General features: G+C 71.4%; 14 protein-coding genes. 8 read left to right on the top strand and 6 right to left on the bottom strand.

Annotation, left to right across the window (positions count from 1 at the left end; translation table 11 throughout):
- Nucleotides 1–6: 6 nt before the first annotated feature.
- Nucleotides 7–831: a biotin--[acetyl-CoA-carboxylase] ligase gene (locus FHS44_RS06195; protein ID WP_312863542.1), complete on the top strand. Its 825-nt coding sequence runs from the start codon at nt 7–9 to the stop codon at nt 829–831.
- A gap of 33 nt (nt 832–864) precedes the next feature.
- Entirely contained in the window at nt 865–1383 is a 519-nt protein-coding gene (locus tag FHS44_RS06200; RefSeq protein ID WP_184712876.1) for a PH domain-containing protein, read from the top strand.
- A 98-nt stretch (nt 1384–1481) separates the two neighbouring features.
- Here the strand turns inward: FHS44_RS06200 and FHS44_RS06205 are convergent, their stop codons facing one another.
- The 6 genes from FHS44_RS06205 to FHS44_RS06230 form a co-directional block, all read right to left on the bottom strand.
- On the bottom strand, nt 1482–3140 hold the full coding sequence (locus FHS44_RS06205) for an outer membrane protein assembly factor BamB family protein (protein WP_184712877.1): 1659 nt from the start codon (nt 3138–3140) through the stop codon (nt 1482–1484).
- A gap of 265 nt (nt 3141–3405) precedes the next feature.
- Nucleotides 3406–5094, bottom strand: coding sequence for a carboxylesterase/lipase family protein (locus tag FHS44_RS06210; protein ID WP_221460347.1), 1689 nt, complete (start codon nt 5092–5094; stop codon nt 3406–3408).
- A gap of 267 nt (nt 5095–5361) precedes the next feature.
- On the bottom strand, nt 5362–6639 hold the full coding sequence (locus FHS44_RS06215) for an ROK family transcriptional regulator (protein WP_184712878.1): 1278 nt from the start codon (nt 6637–6639) through the stop codon (nt 5362–5364).
- The gene (locus FHS44_RS06220) at nt 6632–8113 is read right to left on the bottom strand and encodes a glycoside hydrolase family 3 protein (RefSeq protein ID WP_184712879.1); all 1482 of its coding nucleotides are present in this window, start codon (nt 8111–8113) and stop codon (nt 6632–6634) included. The genes FHS44_RS06215 and FHS44_RS06220 overlap by 8 nt, the downstream gene beginning before the upstream one ends.
- Nucleotides 8110–9090 (bottom strand): BadF/BadG/BcrA/BcrD ATPase family protein, encoded by a 981-nt coding sequence (locus FHS44_RS06225; protein WP_184712880.1) that lies wholly within the window; start codon nt 9088–9090, stop codon nt 8110–8112. The genes FHS44_RS06220 and FHS44_RS06225 overlap by 4 nt, the downstream gene beginning before the upstream one ends.
- Nucleotides 9087–10121 (bottom strand): hypothetical protein, encoded by a 1035-nt coding sequence (locus tag FHS44_RS06230; RefSeq protein ID WP_184712881.1) that lies wholly within the window; start codon nt 10119–10121, stop codon nt 9087–9089. Before FHS44_RS06230 ends, FHS44_RS06225 begins: the two co-directional genes overlap by 4 nt.
- Nucleotides 10122–10187: 66 nt before the next feature.
- On the opposite strand from FHS44_RS06230, the gene ngcE reads away from it, so the two are divergent.
- The 6 genes from ngcE (at nt 10188) to FHS44_RS06260 (ending at nt 16172) form a co-directional block, all read left to right on the top strand.
- A complete protein-coding gene (gene ngcE / locus FHS44_RS06235) occupies nt 10188–11582 on the top strand; it encodes an N-acetylglucosamine/diacetylchitobiose ABC transporter substrate-binding protein (protein ID WP_184712882.1) in 1395 nt (464 codons plus the stop codon).
- Nucleotides 11575–12486: a carbohydrate ABC transporter permease gene (locus FHS44_RS06240; RefSeq protein ID WP_184712883.1), complete on the top strand. Its 912-nt coding sequence runs from the start codon at nt 11575–11577 to the stop codon at nt 12484–12486. Before ngcE ends, FHS44_RS06240 begins: the two co-directional genes overlap by 8 nt.
- Entirely contained in the window at nt 12486–13325 is an 840-nt protein-coding gene (locus FHS44_RS06245; RefSeq protein ID WP_184712884.1) for a carbohydrate ABC transporter permease, read from the top strand. The genes FHS44_RS06240 and FHS44_RS06245 overlap by 1 nt, the downstream gene beginning before the upstream one ends.
- 79 nt (nt 13326–13404) lie before the next feature.
- On the top strand, nt 13405–14382 hold the full coding sequence (locus tag FHS44_RS06250) for an adenylate/guanylate cyclase domain-containing protein (protein ID WP_184712885.1): 978 nt from the start codon (nt 13405–13407) through the stop codon (nt 14380–14382).
- A 90-nt stretch (nt 14383–14472) separates the two neighbouring features.
- Nucleotides 14473–15558 (top strand): S-(hydroxymethyl)mycothiol dehydrogenase, encoded by a 1086-nt coding sequence (locus FHS44_RS06255; RefSeq protein ID WP_184712886.1) that lies wholly within the window; start codon nt 14473–14475, stop codon nt 15556–15558.
- Entirely contained in the window at nt 15555–16172 is a 618-nt protein-coding gene (locus tag FHS44_RS06260) for an MBL fold metallo-hydrolase (protein ID WP_184712887.1), read from the top strand. Before FHS44_RS06255 ends, FHS44_RS06260 begins: the two co-directional genes overlap by 4 nt.
- Nucleotides 16173–16256 lie beyond the last annotated feature (84 nt).

A 16256-nucleotide genomic window follows, 5' to 3' on the forward strand; every position in this document is an offset into this window, starting at 1 on the left:
GGGCGGGTGGACGACTCTCCCTTCACCGACCTCGACCGTCCGCCGCTGTCCCAGGCGGCGCTGACCCGCGCCCTGGTCCGCCCCGGCGGCCTGTGGTCGGACATCGCCGTCGTCGACAGGACCGGCTCGACCAACGCCGACCTCGCCCAGGCCGCGCGTGACGGCGCCAGGGAGGGAGCCGTCGTCATCGCCGAGGCGCAGTCCGCGGGCCGTGGCAGGCTCGGCCGCGTCTGGAGCGCGCCGCCCCGTTCTGGTTTGACCTTCTCGGTGCTGCTGCGCCCCGAGGTCTCGCCGGCGAAGCAGGGCTGGCTGCCGCTGCTGGTCGGCCTGGCCGCCGCTTCGGCCGTGCGCAGGGTCGCCGAGATCGAGGCCCGCCTGAAGTGGCCGAACGACCTGCTGGTCGGGGAGCGCAAACTCGCCGGGATCCTCGCGGAACGCATCGACAGCGCGGTCGTCGTCGGCGTCGGGCTCAACGTGAGCCTCCGCGCGGACGAGCTCCCGGTCGAGACCGCGACCTCACTGGCGGTCGAGAACGCCGTCTGCGCCGACCGTGACCCCCTGGTCAGGGCGGTGCTCCGGGAGATCGAGACCCACTACCGCGAGTGGTCGCAGGCCGACGGCGACGCCGACGCGTGCGGGCTGCGGGCGGCCTACCTGGGGCTCAGCGCGACCGTCGGCCGCGAGGTCAGGGTGGAGCTGCCGGGCGAGCGGGTGCTCACCGGCCTGGCCACCGGCGTGGACGGCGAGGGACACCTGCTCGTCGAGTCGCAGGGGAGCGTGCACACCCTGGGCGCGGGAGACGTCGTGCACGTGCGCCCGCACGTCCCGTGACTAATGGGGCCGGGACGTGCCACGATTTGCCCCATGGGTCTCGCTGATCACCATCTGGCGGAGGGGGAACTGCGCATCCGCACGTTCCACCCCCACTGGAAGCGTCTCGTCGCACCGTTCCTCGCCCTGGTCCTCATCATCCTCGGGTCCAGCGCCGCGATCTTCTTCATGCCCGTCTTCGACTACGACGGCTACGCCCGCATCGCCGTGGCGGTGATCGCCGTCGGGCTGATGACCGTGTGGTCGTTCGCGCCGTACCTGCGGTGGAAGAACACCACCTACGTGCTGACCTCACACCGGCTGGCCATCAGCAGGGGGGTGCTGAACAAGTCCACCGAGGACATCCCGATGACCAAGGTCAACACGGTCAGCGCCGACCAGACCCTGCTTGACCGGCTGTTCGGCAGCGGCACGCTCAACGTCGAGTCGGCGGGGGAACAGGGCCACGTCACGCTGCGCGACATCCCCAACATCCAGGACGTCCGCGCCGACCTCTTCAGAGCCGTCGACGAAGCCGACGACGAGGAACCCCGCGAACCCCGGCCTGTCTGAACACACGGCCCGGACGGGCCGGGGGCGGGATTGCCCCCGGCCCTTCCCTCAGGGAGAGCCAACTGCCTGAGGGAAGCCCTGGGTCTTCTCGGCGAGGGTCACAGGCCGAAGGCCAGCAGGACCGAGCCGTGGTCAGGGTTGGGGTACGGGGTGAACATGTAGCCGGAGTGGATGTAGACCATCCCGTGCGAGACGACCGCGCCGCCCGCGCCCGAGACGGCGCCGCCCCGGCCCGGCAGGCCGTTGACGCCCTGGACCTCGGTGATCGTGTCGTAGGTCCACAGCACCTCACCGGTGCGCGCGGAGTAGGCTCGCATCTTGCCGTCCATGCTGCCCAGCCACACCAGGCCGGGGGTGGTGGTCACCGCGGGGCCGTGGCCGAGCTGGCAGACGGCCGGGTACTGCGCGGCGCCGCCGGTGGTGCAGCCGTCGGCCGGGTTGGGGGTCTTCCAGATGATGTGGCCGTCGGCCGGGTTGATCGCGAACAGGGTGCCCGGCCTGCCCATGTAGGTCGAGACGTACAGGCGCTGGCCGTCGAAGCTGGTGCCCCACTGGATGCCGGACAGGCCGCCGCTGGGCATCGGCTCGGAGAGCTGACGCTGCCACACGATCTTGCCGGTCCTGGCGTCGAGCACGTGGTAGACCCCGGCCTTCTGCCCGATGCCGACCAGGTGCCTGCCGCCCGCCCTGAACAGGTTGGGCGCGGCACCCAGGTCGAAGTCGAGCGCGGTGCCGTCGTCCAGGTTCGGGCAGTACTGCCTGTCCTCAGGCGTGCGGGCCGAGCACTCGATCCGCCAGGTGTCGACGTCGGTCATCTTCCTGGTCCAGCGGGCCTTGCCGGTGGTGATGTCCAGGGCCAGGACCGAGTCGTAGTTCCCGGCGCTGCCGGTGTAGTTCTGCCCGGTCCCGACGTACAGGGTGCGGGTGACCGGGTCGATGGCCGGGGTGCTCCACACGCCCGCCCCCGACGGCTCGTACCTCGGCACGCCGTTGGGCCAGGTCCCGTTCTGCTTGGGCTCGGGAACCGTGTAGTAGCGCCAGACCTGCTCGCCGGTCTCGGCGTTCAGCGCGTCGATGTGGCCGCGGAAGGTGCAGCAGGGGAAGGTCTTGCCCAGGATGTTCTGGCCGCTGGAGACGCCCACGTAGACGCGTCCGCCGAAGACGATCGGCGAGCTGGTCACGCCCGCGGCGACCTCGGTGTCGATCTGCCTGGCCCAGGCGAGTTTGCCGGTGCGCTGGTCGAGGGCGTAGAAGTAGCCACGGCCGTCACCGAAGTAGACCTTGCCCCCGGAGACCGCGGCCCCGTCCTGCACCACGGCGCCGTAGCCCGCGGGGCCGACGGTGCTGAGGTCGAAGTCCCATTTCGCGGCGCCGGTGCGCGCGTCGCGGGCGTAGAAGTGGCCGTCGGGCGCGCCGAAGTAGATCGTGTCGCCGACTACGGCGGGCTGGCTGTGCGGGGTGCCCGCGGTCTTCGGGTAGGCGAAGGCCCACTTCAGCTTGAGTTTGCCCACGTTGGCCGGGGTGAGCCTGCGTTCGAAGGGGTTGGAGCGCGAACCGCTCAGGTCCTTCTGCCAGGATGGCCAGTCGCCGGGGAAGGAGCCCCCGCCGAGAGCCGTCGTCTCGGTGGCCTGGGCGGTGTCGTCGGGGGGTGCGGCGCTCGCCACGACGGGCGTGTTCAGCAGCAGTGCCAGGCACGACGCGGCGACGACCGCGGTCGATCTGAGCACTCTTCCCCTGCGGGTGGAACGTGATCCCATTGTCTTCTCTCCATGTGTGGTCCCGAGGCGGCGCGCGCCGTACCGGGAACGGGGAGGTCGGGTACGGCCAGCGGGACCCGGGGCGGTCCGGTGGCCGGTTCGACGGGCGGGCACGGTGGTGGAGGACGGTCGACCGGAACGGCAGGACAGGGTGGAACCAGCCGGTGCGCCGGGCCGTACGCGGGAAGGGGTGTGCGTCGGCTCGTCCGGCGCACCGGCTGGGGGTCGTGCCGCTCGGTGCGTGAAGGCCCTCGGTGGGAACCGCTCAGCGGTTGAAGGCCGCGTACTTCTGCCAGAAGTCGCAGTGGTGCTGCTTGGAGATCTCCTCGGTGAGCTGGCTGTCACCGGCGGGCACGAGCGACATGACCGTCGGGTGCGAGCGGGTGAACCTGGACCAGTACGGCGTGCCGTCCACGGTGGGGTTGCCGGTCCTGGCGAACCCGGTCCACTGGGCCACGAGCTGCTTGCCGAAGGTCTGCTGGTTGGCGCTCAGGTCGGTCCTGGGGAAGATCAGGAACGGCACCTCGTTGATGTGGTACGACCCGTTCGGCTTGGTCGCGTCCAGGAAGAACAGCGGCGGGGCGTCGGCGTTGTCCACCTGGAAGGCGAAGACCGGGATGTGGCGCGACAGCCGCTCGTCGTTGAGCAGGGCGGGGCAGACGGAGTTGGAGTCGGCGACGAGGGTGCGGTAGGCGATGAAGGCCGCGGGGTCGGGGAAGCGCTTCAGCGGGTAGCGCCTGAACACCTCGGGGGCCAGGGTGTCGTACTGCTCCTTGACCAGCTTCTCGTACTCCTCGGCGGTGTTGACGCCGGGGAGCTGGGTCTCGTCGCGGTCCACACCGTGCATGAGGGAGACCTTGTTGATGCGCCCTGTCTCGAAGGCCTCGGCCGGGGACAGCGGCAGCACCGTGCCGTCCACGATCGGGGCCAGCGTGCCGTTGTCAGGACCGAGCCCGTCGCCCGCCTTCTCCAGCAGGGTCTTCGCGGGTACGGCGCGCAGGCAGGCGGCCACGTCCGCGACGTTCCCGCAGCCGACGGCGGCGGCGAACCGGTCACCCGCCTGCTGCGCCTCGGCCTCGGTCGGCAGGTCGGCCTTGCAGTCCTGGGTCTGCCACATGGTCTCGTGGCCGCGCAGCGAGTTGTACTCGCCGCTCTGCGAGATGCCCTTCTGGAACAGCCCCCGCGACAGCGGCGAGGTGGTGTGGGCGCACACGCTTGACCCTCCGGCCGAGGCGCCGTAGATGGTCACGTTGCGCGGGTCGCCGCCGAAGCGGGAGATGTTGCGCTGGACCCAGCGCAGCGCCTCCTGCTGGTCGCGCAGCGCCCAGTTGCCCGAGCGGGCGCCGAGCGCTTTGTGCGCGAGGAAGCCGAGGATGCCGAGCCGGTAGTCCACGCTGACGTGGACGACCCGGCCCGCTCCCGCCAGGTAGGTCCCGTCGGTCGAGGAGCCGAGCCTGAACCCGCCGCCGTGGAACTCGACCATCACGGCCAGCGGCGTGGTGCCCGCGTCGGCGGGCGCGGCGACGTTCAGCTTCAGGCAGTCCTCGTTGAAGGTCTCGGGGGTGAGGAAGGCGGGCTGCGGGCAGGGGGCGGAGCGTTCGGTGGCCTGCAGGGTCTCCGTCCACGGGGCATGCTGCCGGGGTGGCGCCCAGCGCAGCTCGCCGACGGGCGGCGCGGCGTAGGGGACGGCGAGCCAGGACCTGACGCCGTTGGTGACCAGGCCGCACACCGCGCCCCGGTCGGTCTGCACGGTGGTGTCCGCGGCGCACGCGGGGGCGGCCGCCTGCCGGGTCGCGGGGTCCGGCGCGCTCCAGGGGGTCTGCGGGGAGGTGGCGTTCGGCGCTCCCGGGGGTACGGCGGAGGCCACGGCGACGGGAACCGAGGAGGTGAGGGCCATCGCCGCGACGAGTGACACGCCCACGGTGAACGTGAAGTGCCGTTTCTTCGTCTTCATGTTGGGTTTCCTTTTGGGGCCGACAACAGAGCTGGGGGGATCGGCCGGTGGGGCCGACTTCGATCTGCCGGGCAAATGAACACGAGAGGGCACCCTGACCATAGGACGGGCCGATGGTGCGGAACAGGCATGCTGTGCCGGGATGGACGAGCGGCGTCCCCCGAGCGCTCACCGGTCCCGTGGCGTCGGTGAGCGGTCGAAACAGATCGGCCAGCGGTCAGGAGATTTCTGACCGTTTCATGACAGTTCGAGTAACTGTCGGCGGCGCTACTCCGCCGCCTGCGACGGTCGTGCGCCGAGCCGGTCGACGGCGGCCGCGGCGTGGACCGCGTGCTCGCCGAGGAGCTTGACGTGCGCCTCCTCAAGGCTGAGGACGACCGCGCCGAAGACGGTGGCCAGCTCCCCGATGACGCTGCCGGAGACCACCAGGAACTCGTGCAGCGGCCTGGCCGCGGCCTGGACCGCCTCGACGACCTCGGGGACGTCGCCGATCTCCCCGCCGATCACCACGAGGTCGGGATCGACGACGGCCGCGAGCGCGACACACGCCCTGGCGACGTCGCGCACGTATCCGTCGTAGACGGCCCTCGCCTCGGTCGAACCCGCCGCGACGTCGGCCAGGATCGACCGCACCACGTGGCCGACGGACGGGTTCGCGTCACCGGAGGAGCCCGAGCGGCCCGAGCGGCCCGAGCGGCCCGAGCGGTAGGAGTCAACCAGGCGGGAGGCCGCCAGCCGGTCCTCCATCGCGTACCGCGAGGCCTGCTCGGCGCCGTCGGCCCAGGGGAAGGGCAGCCGTGACAGCTCACCCGCCGCGCCGTGGGCGCCGCGGACGAGACGGCCCTCGTTGATGATCCCGGCGCCGACGCCCACGCCGAGCTGCAGATAGGCCAGGCTCGGCACCTCGGCGCCGACCCCGATCCGCATCTCGGCCACCGCCGAGCAGTTGACGTTGTTCTCCAGCCTGACCGGGCCCTCGTAGTGGTCGGCGAGCGCGCGCAGCAGGGCCGCGAGGGCGCCTCGCTCCCGGTCGGCGTCCGCGGCCGACACCTGACGGCGGCCCGCGTCCACGATCTGCGGGACGGCGATCGTCACGGCCCGCAGCCTCCGCAGCCGGTCGGGGCGGGCGCACCACGCGACGAGCCGCTCGACCGCCCGCTCGACGACCGGAGGGGACGGCTCGCGCGGGCGCGCGGCGCCGGGGCCGCCGGGTTCGGCGAAGGAGACGTGCGTGCTGTCCGTCCCGGCGAGATCGACGGCCATCAGCTCGATGTGGGAGCTGCCCAGGTCGATGCCGAGCGCCCAGCCGACCTCCTCGGCCGCCTCGAACACCACGGCCGGTTTGCCGGTCGCCGGGACGTGCCTGCCGTTGCGGCGGACGTATCCGGCCTTCTCCAGGAAGCTGACGGCGTCGTTGACGCTCGGCTTCGACAGGCCCGTGGCCGCGAGCAGTCGTGGCCGGGTCGTCGAACCGTGCCCGAGCGTGTGACTCAGGACGTGCCGCTGGGTGGGGGGCAGTTCCGTGGAACGCGCGTCGTCATGCAATCGAGGTCACACCGGTCCCTGTCAGGGCGCGTACGGCGGCGGCCGCACTGGCCCGGGACGCGCCGAAGGTTCGGACCACGCCGGTGGCGTGGGGGTATTCGGTCCCCGGATAGCCCATGTCCACGACGACCAGGCGCGGCGCCCGCAGCCTGGCGAAGACCTCCGCGCTGCCGGGGTGCAGCGGCAGGTCCCTGACGACCGCGACCACGACGTCGTCCTGCGCGACGCCCGACAGGTCGGGAAGGTCGTGGATCGGCGGGGTCAGGACAAGGTCGTTGAAGGCGACCCCGGCCGCGCGCAGCTCCGGGCCTACGCCCCACGGCACCGGTCCGGCCGCGATGGACGTGCGGTCGTCGAAGGTCAGGACGTGCACGCCGCCACCGGCGACCGACACCTCCCCCTCGGAGACGGTCGCCCCCCAGGCCGCGGCGAGACCCGCCGACCGCTCGGCCGTCGTGTCGGTCGCGCCGGGTGCGCCCGGTGTGCCGGGATAGGCGGCGGCCATCGCCCGGATGCGCCGGTTGGCCTCCTCAAGGCGCTCGACCGCCAGCTCGCCGGACTCCACGGCGGTGACGATCGCGTCCACGACGGCTCTGGCCGCGTCCTCGAACTGCACGGCGCCGAGGCAGAGCGCGTCCACCCCGGCGCGCAGCGCGCCGACGGCCGCCGCGGGCAGCGAGGAGGCGTGGTCCAGGACGCCGCGCATCTCCAGGGCGTCGGAGATGACGACGCCGTCGTAGCCGATCTCGTCGCGGAGGAGGTCGCTGATCACAGTCTCGCTCAAGGTCGTGGGGACGCCGGGGTCCAGACAGTCAACCACGACATGGGCGGTCATCATGCTCGCCACGTTCGCGCGTGCGGCCCGCACGAAGGTGCGCAGGTGCTCCGTCTCGAACTCGGCGCGCCCGGCGGCGACCCGGCCCAGCGACAGGTGCGAGTCCAGCAGCGATCCGCCGAGTCCCGGGTAGTGCTTCACGCACGCCGCGACCCCCGCGCTCTGCAGGCCCTCGACCCAGGCCGCGATGTGCTCGGCGTTGGCCTGCGGCGTACGGCCGAACGAGCGTGTGGTGAGCGGGCTGGTCGGGGAGGTCACGTAGTCGCCGATCGGCGCCAGGTTGAAGTTGACGCCGAGGTCGCGCAGCTCGGTGCCGATGCCCCTGCCGACCGCCCGGGTGGCGTCGAGGTCGTCGTTCTCGCTCAGCACCCGGTTGCCGGGGTAGGGGCTGCCCTCGTCGTGGTGGATCCGGGTGACGTCGCCGCCCTCCTCGTCGATCCCCACGACGGCGTCCGGGCGCGCGTCGAGGATCTGCCGTACCAGCTCCGCCACCTGCGGCGGCGAGACGATGTTGCGGCCGAACAGGATGACGCCGCCCAGCCCCTCCCGCAGCAGGTCGAGCAGCCACGTCGGGGCCGTGGTCCCCTCGAAGGCGGGCAGCACGGTGCCGAGGGCGAGGCGACGCAGGTGGGCTGTCATGTCAGTTGCTCCTCATCGTTGCACAGGGCATCGTTGCGCAGAGTGCCCTTGCGTGAAACGTCGTCGCGCAGGGCCAGGGTGGCGAGCCGTACCGCCCCGAGGACCGGCTCTGTTTCGAGGACCGACAGCGGCAGCGTCACGTCCTGGGCGACAAGTCCCGAGGCGAACGCGGACCGGAAGGCGGGCTGCTTGACCATGATCGCACCCGCGCCCACGACGACGTCGGCACGGACACCCAGCCGCAGCGCCGTCGCGACGCTGCCCGCGAGCCGCCGGGCGTTGTCGGTGACGGCCTTCCCCGCGCAGGGCGAACCGGCCTCGGCGCAGGCGAAGACGCCCGCCGCGAGGTCGCCGAGGGTCTCCCGGGAGCGCTTCACGGCCCCGGGAAGGCGGCGGGCCTCGGCGACGCCGAGCGCCCCGGCCACGAACGGGCCGAACACCGGGTCGCTCTCTCCCCGGTCGAGGACCGCGGTGTAGAGCCGCAGCGCGTCGAGCACGATGCGCGGCGCGCTCCCGTGGTCGCCGAGGAGCCAGCCCCAGCCGTCGGTGAGCACCGTGACGCCGTCCGCGGTCAGGCCGCCGACCACGGCGCCGGTCCCGGCGATCACCGAGAGCGCGTGCTCGTGACCTCCGGCCAGCCCGACCAGCAGGGCGTCGTTGCGGACCCGTACGGCCACGCCGGGACCCAGCTCGGCACAGACGGCGGCTTCGAGCTCACGGGTCAGCGCCTCGGAGTCGCATCCCCTGGCGCCCACGCCGACCGCGGCCAGGACGTGGCTCGCGGGGGTGGTCCGGCGCAGCACACCGCCGACCAGCCCGGCCCGCTCGACGGGCGACAGGTCGTTCCAGCCCGGGTTCGGTCTCGTCTCCGCGGCGAGGGGTTCGCCGGTGGCCGCGTCCTCGACGCGGACCCTCAGGTAGGACCCGCCGATGTCGAGGCCCGCGACGCCGTGGCGCGGCAGGTCGGGCGTGCTCACGCGGCCGACCCGACCTTCGTGTCGAGGCGGACGAACACCGGGTCCTCGGGGCGGCGCCCTGTGCTCGCGCAGACCTCCTGGACGACCATCTGGAGGAACACGCTCGCCGCGATGGACAGCTCGGCGTCGGTCAGCCCGGGCAGGGAGGTCTGGTGCAGGGGACCGGCTCCGCCGTACTCGATCGGGGTGGTTCCGAGGAGGTGGACCGTGGCGCCGTGGTCGGCGAGCTGCCGGGCGAGCAGCGCCTCGGTCCCACGGTTCACGATCAGGTGCACGGTGCCGGGCCTGGCGCTGTCCATGAAGCCGTGCAGGTAGGACCGGGTGTCGAAGGAGGCGGCGGGCAGGCCGAGACCCTCGCGCAGCAGCAGCGAGCCCCCCTCCGCGGCGGCCAGTCCCGCCCCGGAGGAGACCAGGTCGGCGTGACCGGCGGCCAGGAGGTCCGCCGCGACGCGGCCCGCGGCCTCGCGCTGCCGCGTCACCGTGGCCAGCCGTTCGCCGAAGCCACGCCAGCGTTCCTCGTCGAGGCCGTCGGTGAGGTGCTCGGCGAGCAGGGCCAGGGCCAGGGCGGTCGCGGTGTAGCCGACGGTCGAGACCCGGGAGTCGGCGACGTCGCCCAGCCAGAGGTGCCGGGGCGTCAGGTCGGCCACCGGCGACGGCACCCGGTTGACGATGCTCATGCGTGACTCCGCGGGGGCCGCCGACAGGGCGCGCACGATCTCGACGCTGCGGCCCGACTGGGAGATGCCCAGATAGGCGGTGCCGGGCCGTACCTGGGACTCGGTGAAGTCGGCGCCGGTCAGCAGGTCGCACGGGACGCCCCGCGCGGTGAGTCCCGCGACGAGCACGTGGGCCGCGGCGCGGCTCGCCCCGATCCCGAACACGACGAGGCGGTCCGCGTCCTTGCCCACGTGGCGGTCGAGCAGGCCCGGCAGCGTCTCGGTGAGCCGGGTCAGCGCCTCGGGCTGACTGTGGAAGGCCTGGTCGAACGTGTTCCACGGGGGGTTCTGAAGATTGCCGGTTGCTGTGGCCATGTTAGTAAGGTAGCTTACCTTACTCAGGATCGTCAAAAGCTCCTGGATCCTGTGGAGGCACATCCCATGAACGACCGTCCGTCCCAGCCCCAGCCGACCCGTCGCTCGGTTCTGGCGCTCATCGCCCTCACCCCCGTCGCGGGCGCGCTCGCCGCCTGCGCCACCGGTGGCACCCGGAAGTCTCCCGCCGCCGTCGCCACCCCGACCGGCGCCGCGAGCGCGGGCAACCCGTTCGGGGTCGCCGTGGACGCGCCCGTCGAGGTCGTCGTCTTCGACGGCGGCTACGGACAGACCTACATCAAGCTGCCCGTCGAGCTGTACGGCAAGCAGCACCCCAAGGCGCGGGTCACCCAGACGGCGACCCAGCAGATCCAGCAGTCCCTGCAGCCCCGCTTCGTCGCGGGCAACCCGCCGGACGTGGTGAACAACTCCGGCTCAAACGCCATCGACTACGGCGCGCTCGTCAAGGACGAGGCCCTGCTGCCCCTCCAGCCGCTGCTCGGCGCCCCCTCCTGGAACGATCCGAAGGTCACCGTCGGTGAGACCCTGCGCCCCGGCGTGGTCGAGGTCGGCACGCACGGCGGCCAGTTCACGGTCCTGAACTACTCCTACGGCGCCTACGGCGCGTGGTACAGCGCCTCGCTGTTCGAGGAGAAGGGCTGGACGTACCCTCAGACGTGGGACGCCTACCTCGGGCTGTGCGACAAGATGGCCACCGCCGGAATCGCCCCCTGGACCTACCCCGGCCAGTTCCCGTACTACATGTTCTGGTGGCTGGCCTCGATGATCTACAAGGTGGGCGGCAAGGAGGTCATCGACAAGATCAACAACCTCGGCAAGGACGCCTGGACCGACGAGAGGGCCGTCGCCGCCCTGCGGGCCTTCGAGGCGATCCCCGCCAACGGCTGGGTGCTCAAGGGCAGCTCGGGGCTGAACCACACCGACGCGCAGATGCAGTTCCTGCTGGGCAAGGCCGGGTTCGTCCCCGGCGGCTCCTGGCTGGAGAAGGAGATGGGGGACAGCGTCCCCAAGGGCTTCGACATGTCGATCTGCCGCGTCCCGTCGATCACCGCCACCGACGACCGGCCCTTCGGCGCCCTGTGCGCAAAGGCGGGCGAGCCGTACATCGTGCCGCGTGCCGCGAAGAACACCGCGGGCGGCCTGGAGTTCCTGCGGGCCATGCTCTCCGACGACAGCGCCGCGAACTTCATCGCCGAGGCGGGCACCCTGTCGTCCAACCGCAGGGCGAAGCTGCCCGCCGACGCCAAGCACGGCCTCGTGTCGATCAACGCCGCGCTCGCCGAGGCCGGGGACAACGTCTTCGGGGTCACGCTCGACACCCGCGACAGCAGGCTGTGGGGCGACATCGCCAAGGTGATGGGCCGCTTCATGAACGGCGACGTCAAGGCGGACCAGCTCGCGAAGGAGGCCCAGCGCCTCACCGACGCCGCCCGTGGCTAGCCGACACCGGAGCCGCGTCATCGTCGGCTTCCTCGCCGCGCCCCTCCTGCTGTACACGGTGTTCGTGGCCTCGCCGTACGTGCAGGCGTTCTACATCGCCCTCACCGACTGGCGGGGCCTGTCCGCCGAGGCCGACCTCGTCGGCCTGGCCAACTTCGCCGAGCTCTCCGGCGACCCGGTGTTCTGGAAGGCGCTGCTCAACAACGTGATCCTGCTGGTGACCCTGCCCCTGGTCACCATAGGACTGGCGCTGTTCCTGGCCTTCATGCTCAACGCCGCGGGCGGTCCCCGCAGCGGGGAGATCAGGGGGGTGAAGGGCGCCGGGTTCTACCGGGTCGTGTACTTCTTCCCGTACATCCTGTCGATCGCGATCATCGGCGTGCTGTGGACGAACATCTACAACCCCATCAATGGCCTTCTCAACGGCGGGCTGCGGGCCGTGGGTCTCGGCGAGGTCCAGCCGTCGTGGCTCGGTGACGAGAGGCTGGCCTTCTGGGCCGTGCTCGCCGTCCTCGTCTGGAACGGCGTCGGATTCTACGTCGTGCTCTTCACCGCGGGCATCAAGGCGATCCCCGCCTCGCTGCTTGAGGCGGCCGTGCTCGACGGGGCGTCGAGAACCCAGATCTTCTTCCGCATCACGGTGCCGCTGATCTGGGAGAACATCCGCACGGCCACGGTCTATCTGGGGATCGCCGCGCTGGACGCCTTCGCCGTCGTGCAGATCATGACCGCGGGCGGGCCGAACGACTCCACCCAGGTCGCCTCGTTCTACCTCTACCAGAACGCCTTCTCCTACGGCCGGTTCGGTTACGCCTCGGCGATGGGCGTCGTGCTCTTCGCCGTCACCCTCGCCCTGTCCGCGTTCACGCTCAGGGCGACCCGCAGAGAGAGGATCGAGTTCTGATGGCCCTGCGAAAGTCTTCGGGACCGACGGTCACCGTCGCCCAGGCGTTCCTGGTTCTGTGGGCCGTGGTCTCGACCGTGCCGCTGCTGTGGGCCGTCGTCAGCTCCTTCAAGTCCGACCCCGAGATCGTCGCCGACCCCTGGGCGCTGCCGAAGATGCTGCGCTGGGAGAACTTCGCCCGCGCCTGGGACAGCGCCTCGATCGGGACCTACTTCGGCAACACCGTGATCGTGGTCGGCGGCGGCGTCACGCTGACGCTCCTGCTGTCGGCCATGGCCGCCTACGTCTTCGCCCGTTTCGAGTTCCGCCTCAAGGGGGTGCTCTACTACTTCTTCGTCGCGGGGATGACCTTCCCGGTCTTCATGGCGCTCGTCCCGCTGTTCTTCGTGGTCCAGAACCTGGGGCTCGGCGACTCGCTGGGCGGCCTCATCCTGGTCTACACCGCCTACTCGCTGCCGTTCTCGATGTTCTTCCTGGTGGCCTTCTTCAGGACGCTGCCCGGGGAGATCGCCGAGGCCGCCACGCTCGACGGCTGCGGGGAGATCGCGACCTTCTTCAGGATCATGCTGCCGATGGCCAGACCGGGGCTCATCAGCGTCGGGATCTTCAACTTCATCGGCCAGTGGAACCAGTACCTCATCCCGCTCGTCCTCGTCAGCGACGACAGCAGGTTCGTGCTGTCGCAGGGGCTGGCCAACCTCGCCGTCGAACAGGGCTACGCCGGTGACCGCTCCGGCCTGTTCGCGGGGCTCACGATCGCCATGCTGCCGATCCTGGTGGTCTACGCCCTGCTGCAGGGCAGGGTCCAGGCCGGGATGACGGCCGGCGCGCTCAAGTAGGGGCACCTGGGAGTGCCGGTGGTGGCGTAACCTCCTGGGCGGAAGCCTGAGCGCGACGGAGGGGACGGCGGAGAAGAACGTGGCGGAACGTCCGACGGCCGAGCAGATCGAACGCCTCTTCGTCGGCACCCCACCCCACTACACCCGGGGCGAGGTGGCCGAGCTGGCGGGAGTCCCGCAGGAGCTCACCGAGCGCATCTGGCGGGCGCTCGGCTTCGCCACACTGGCCGACGACGTGGTCGCCTTCACCGACGCCGACGTGGAGGCGCTCGGCCGGGTCAGGGCGATGCTCCAGGACGGCCCACTCGACGAGCGCGCGGTCATCAGGATGACCAGGGCGATCGGCCAGACGACCGCCAGGCTGGCGCAGTGGCAGGCCGAGATCATGGTCGGCGCCGTGCTCGACGGACAGGGACGGCCCTCCGACGCCGACCTCGCCGCGGTCATGGAGGCCTCCCGCAGGCTGCTGCCGGACTTCGAGCAGGTGCTCGTCCACGTCTGGCGCGCCCAGCTCGCCGCGGCAGGGACCCGCCTGCTCGCCACGACCGACCTCAGCGAGGAGATCGTGCCGAACCGGCTGACCCTCGCGGTCGGCTTCGCCGACCTGGTCTCCTTCACCCAGCTCTCCCGCGAGCTCGACGAGCACGGCCTGGCCGAGCTGGTCGAGGGCTTCGAGTCACGCGCCGCAGATGTGGTCGCCTCGTACGGCGGGCGGCTGGTCAAGACGCTCGGCGACGAGGTGCTGTTCACCGCGTCCTCCCCGCACACGGCCGCGAGGATCGCGCTCGGCCTGGTCGAGGTGATCCGCGCCTACGGCCCCGAGGTGCGGGTCGGGCTCGCCTACGGTCCCGTGGTGCCGATGATGGGCGACGTCTTCGGCACCACGGTCAACCTGGCCGCGCGGCTGACGGCCATCGCCCGCCCCGGCACGATCATCGCCGACGGCGAGCTGGCCGAGGCCGTCGAGGGGGCTCCCGAGATCGCACTCCACCGCATGCGCCGCCGTCCCGCGCGCGGCCTCGGCATGGTCCAGCCGTACGTGCTCAGAAGGGCGTGACAGGAGTCCGCTCCAGCCTGATAAGCATGGAGATGAGGTGTCCCGCGCGGGCGCCTCGGGAACGCCAGACGATCAAGGACGAGGTGCAGCATGCCGTACACCGTGCAGGGCGTGGTCGCGCGAGGCAAGGGGGAGCCCGTCTCCCTGGAGACCGTCCACGTGCCGGACCCGGGCCCGGGGGAGGCGGTGGTGAACATCCAGGCGTGCGGTGTCTGCCACACCGACCTGCACTACCGGGAGGGCGGGATCAACGACGAGTTCCCGTTCCTGCTCGGCCACGAGGCCGCCGGGATCGTCGAGGCCGTCGGCGAGGGCGTCACCGACGTGGCTCCCGGCGACTACGTGATCCTGAACTGGCGGGCGGTCTGCGGACAGTGCCGCGCCTGTCGTAGGGGCCGCCCGTGGTACTGCTTCAGCACCCACAACGCCACCCAGCGGATGACCCTTGAGGACGGCACGCCGCTCAGCCCGGCGCTGGGCATCGGCGCCTTCATCGAGAAGACCCTCGTGGCGGCGGGGCAGTGCACCAAGGTCGATCCCGCGGCCCCCGCGACGGCGGCGGGGCTGCTCGGCTGCGGCGTGATGGCGGGCATCGGCGCCGCGATCAACACCGGTGGCGTGACCAGGGGCGACAGCGTGGCCGTCATCGGCGTCGGCGGGGTTGGCGGCGCCGCCGTGCACGGCGCCCACCTGGCGGGCGCGACGAAGATCATCGCGGTGGACATCGACGACCGCAAGCTCGCCTGGGCCAAGGAGTTCGGCGCGACCCACACCGTCAACTCCCGCGAGAGCGACCCGGTCGAGGCGATCAGGGAGCTGACCGGGGGCGACGGCGCGGACGTGGTGATCGAGGCCGTCGGCCGTCCCGAGACCTACCGTCAGGCCTTCTACGCCCGCGACCTGGCCGGGACCGTGGTCCTCGTCGGCGTCCCGACCCCGGAGATGACGATCGAGCTGCCGCTGCTCGACGTCTTCGGCAGGGGCGGGTCGCTGAAGTCCTCCTGGTACGGCGACTGCCTGCCCAGCCGTGACTTCCCCCTGCTCATCGACCTCTACCTCCAGGGGCGGCTGAACCTCGACGGCTTCGTCTCCGAGACGATCGGGCTCGGCGACGTCGAGGAGGCCTTCGCCAAGATGCACCGTGGCGAGGTGCTGCGCTCGGTGGTGGTCCTGTGATCGACAGGGTCGTCACCTCGGGGACGTTCTCGCTGGACGGCGGGACGTGGGAGGTGGACAACAACGTCTGGCTGGTCGGCTCGGAGCGCGAGGTCGTGATCGTGGACGCCGCGCACGACGCCGCCGCCATCGCCGAGCGGGTCGGCGACCGTGAGGTCAGGGCGATCGTCTGCACCCACGCCCACAACGACCACATCGACGCCGCGGCCGACCTGGCCGCCAGGGTCGGCGCGCCGATCATGCTCCACCCCGCCGACCAGCCCCTGTGGGAGATGGTCTACCCGGACCTGCCGTACACCCCGCTCGGGGACGGCCAGGTGATCGGCGCGGGCGGCGTGGAGCTGAGCGTGCTGTACACCCCGGGGCACTCGCCGGGCGCCGTGTGCCTGCACGCGCCCGAGCTGGGCGTCGTCTTCAGCGGCGACACGCTGTTCAACGGCGGCCCCGGGGCGACGGGCAGGTCCTTCTCCTCCTTCGAGACCATCATCGACTCGATTAGAGAGAGGTTGCTCACCCTGCCGGGCGAGACGGTGGTCGAGACCGGGCACGGCGAATCGACCACGATCGGCGCCGAGGCCCCGCATCTCCAGGAATGGATCGCCAGAGGGCACTGATCGTCAGATCTGATCGTTTGACGCGCCCGGGCGTGCACGGCGGGAAATGTTTTCCCTGTGTTCTACATCACATAGGCAAGCCTT

It is taken from the genome of Streptosporangium saharense, assembly GCF_014203715.1.
Taxonomy (GTDB): Bacteria; Actinomycetota; Actinomycetes; order Streptosporangiales; family Streptosporangiaceae; genus Streptosporangium; species Streptosporangium saharense.

What these genes read in the sequence shown, in the direction of transcription:
- FHS44_RS06200 (WP_184712876.1), top strand. Translation starts at nt 865, where the DNA reads ATGGGTCTCGCTGATCACCATCTGGCGGAGGGGGAACTGCGCATCCGC.
- FHS44_RS06205 (WP_184712877.1), bottom strand. Translation starts at nt 3,140, where the DNA reads ATGGGATCACGTTCCACCCGCAGGGGAAGAGTGCTCAGATCGACCGCG.
- FHS44_RS06210 (WP_221460347.1), bottom strand. Translation starts at nt 5,094, where the DNA reads ATGAAGACGAAGAAACGGCACTTCACGTTCACCGTGGGCGTGTCACTC.
- FHS44_RS06220 (WP_184712879.1), bottom strand. Translation starts at nt 8,113, where the DNA reads ATGACAGCCCACCTGCGTCGCCTCGCCCTCGGCACCGTGCTGCCCGCC.
- FHS44_RS06230 (WP_184712881.1), bottom strand. Translation starts at nt 10,121, where the DNA reads ATGGCCACAGCAACCGGCAATCTTCAGAACCCCCCGTGGAACACGTTC.
- ngcE (WP_184712882.1), top strand. Translation starts at nt 10,188, where the DNA reads ATGAACGACCGTCCGTCCCAGCCCCAGCCGACCCGTCGCTCGGTTCTG.
- FHS44_RS06245 (WP_184712884.1), top strand. Translation starts at nt 12,486, where the DNA reads ATGGCCCTGCGAAAGTCTTCGGGACCGACGGTCACCGTCGCCCAGGCG.
- FHS44_RS06255 (WP_184712886.1), top strand. Translation starts at nt 14,473, where the DNA reads ATGCCGTACACCGTGCAGGGCGTGGTCGCGCGAGGCAAGGGGGAGCCC.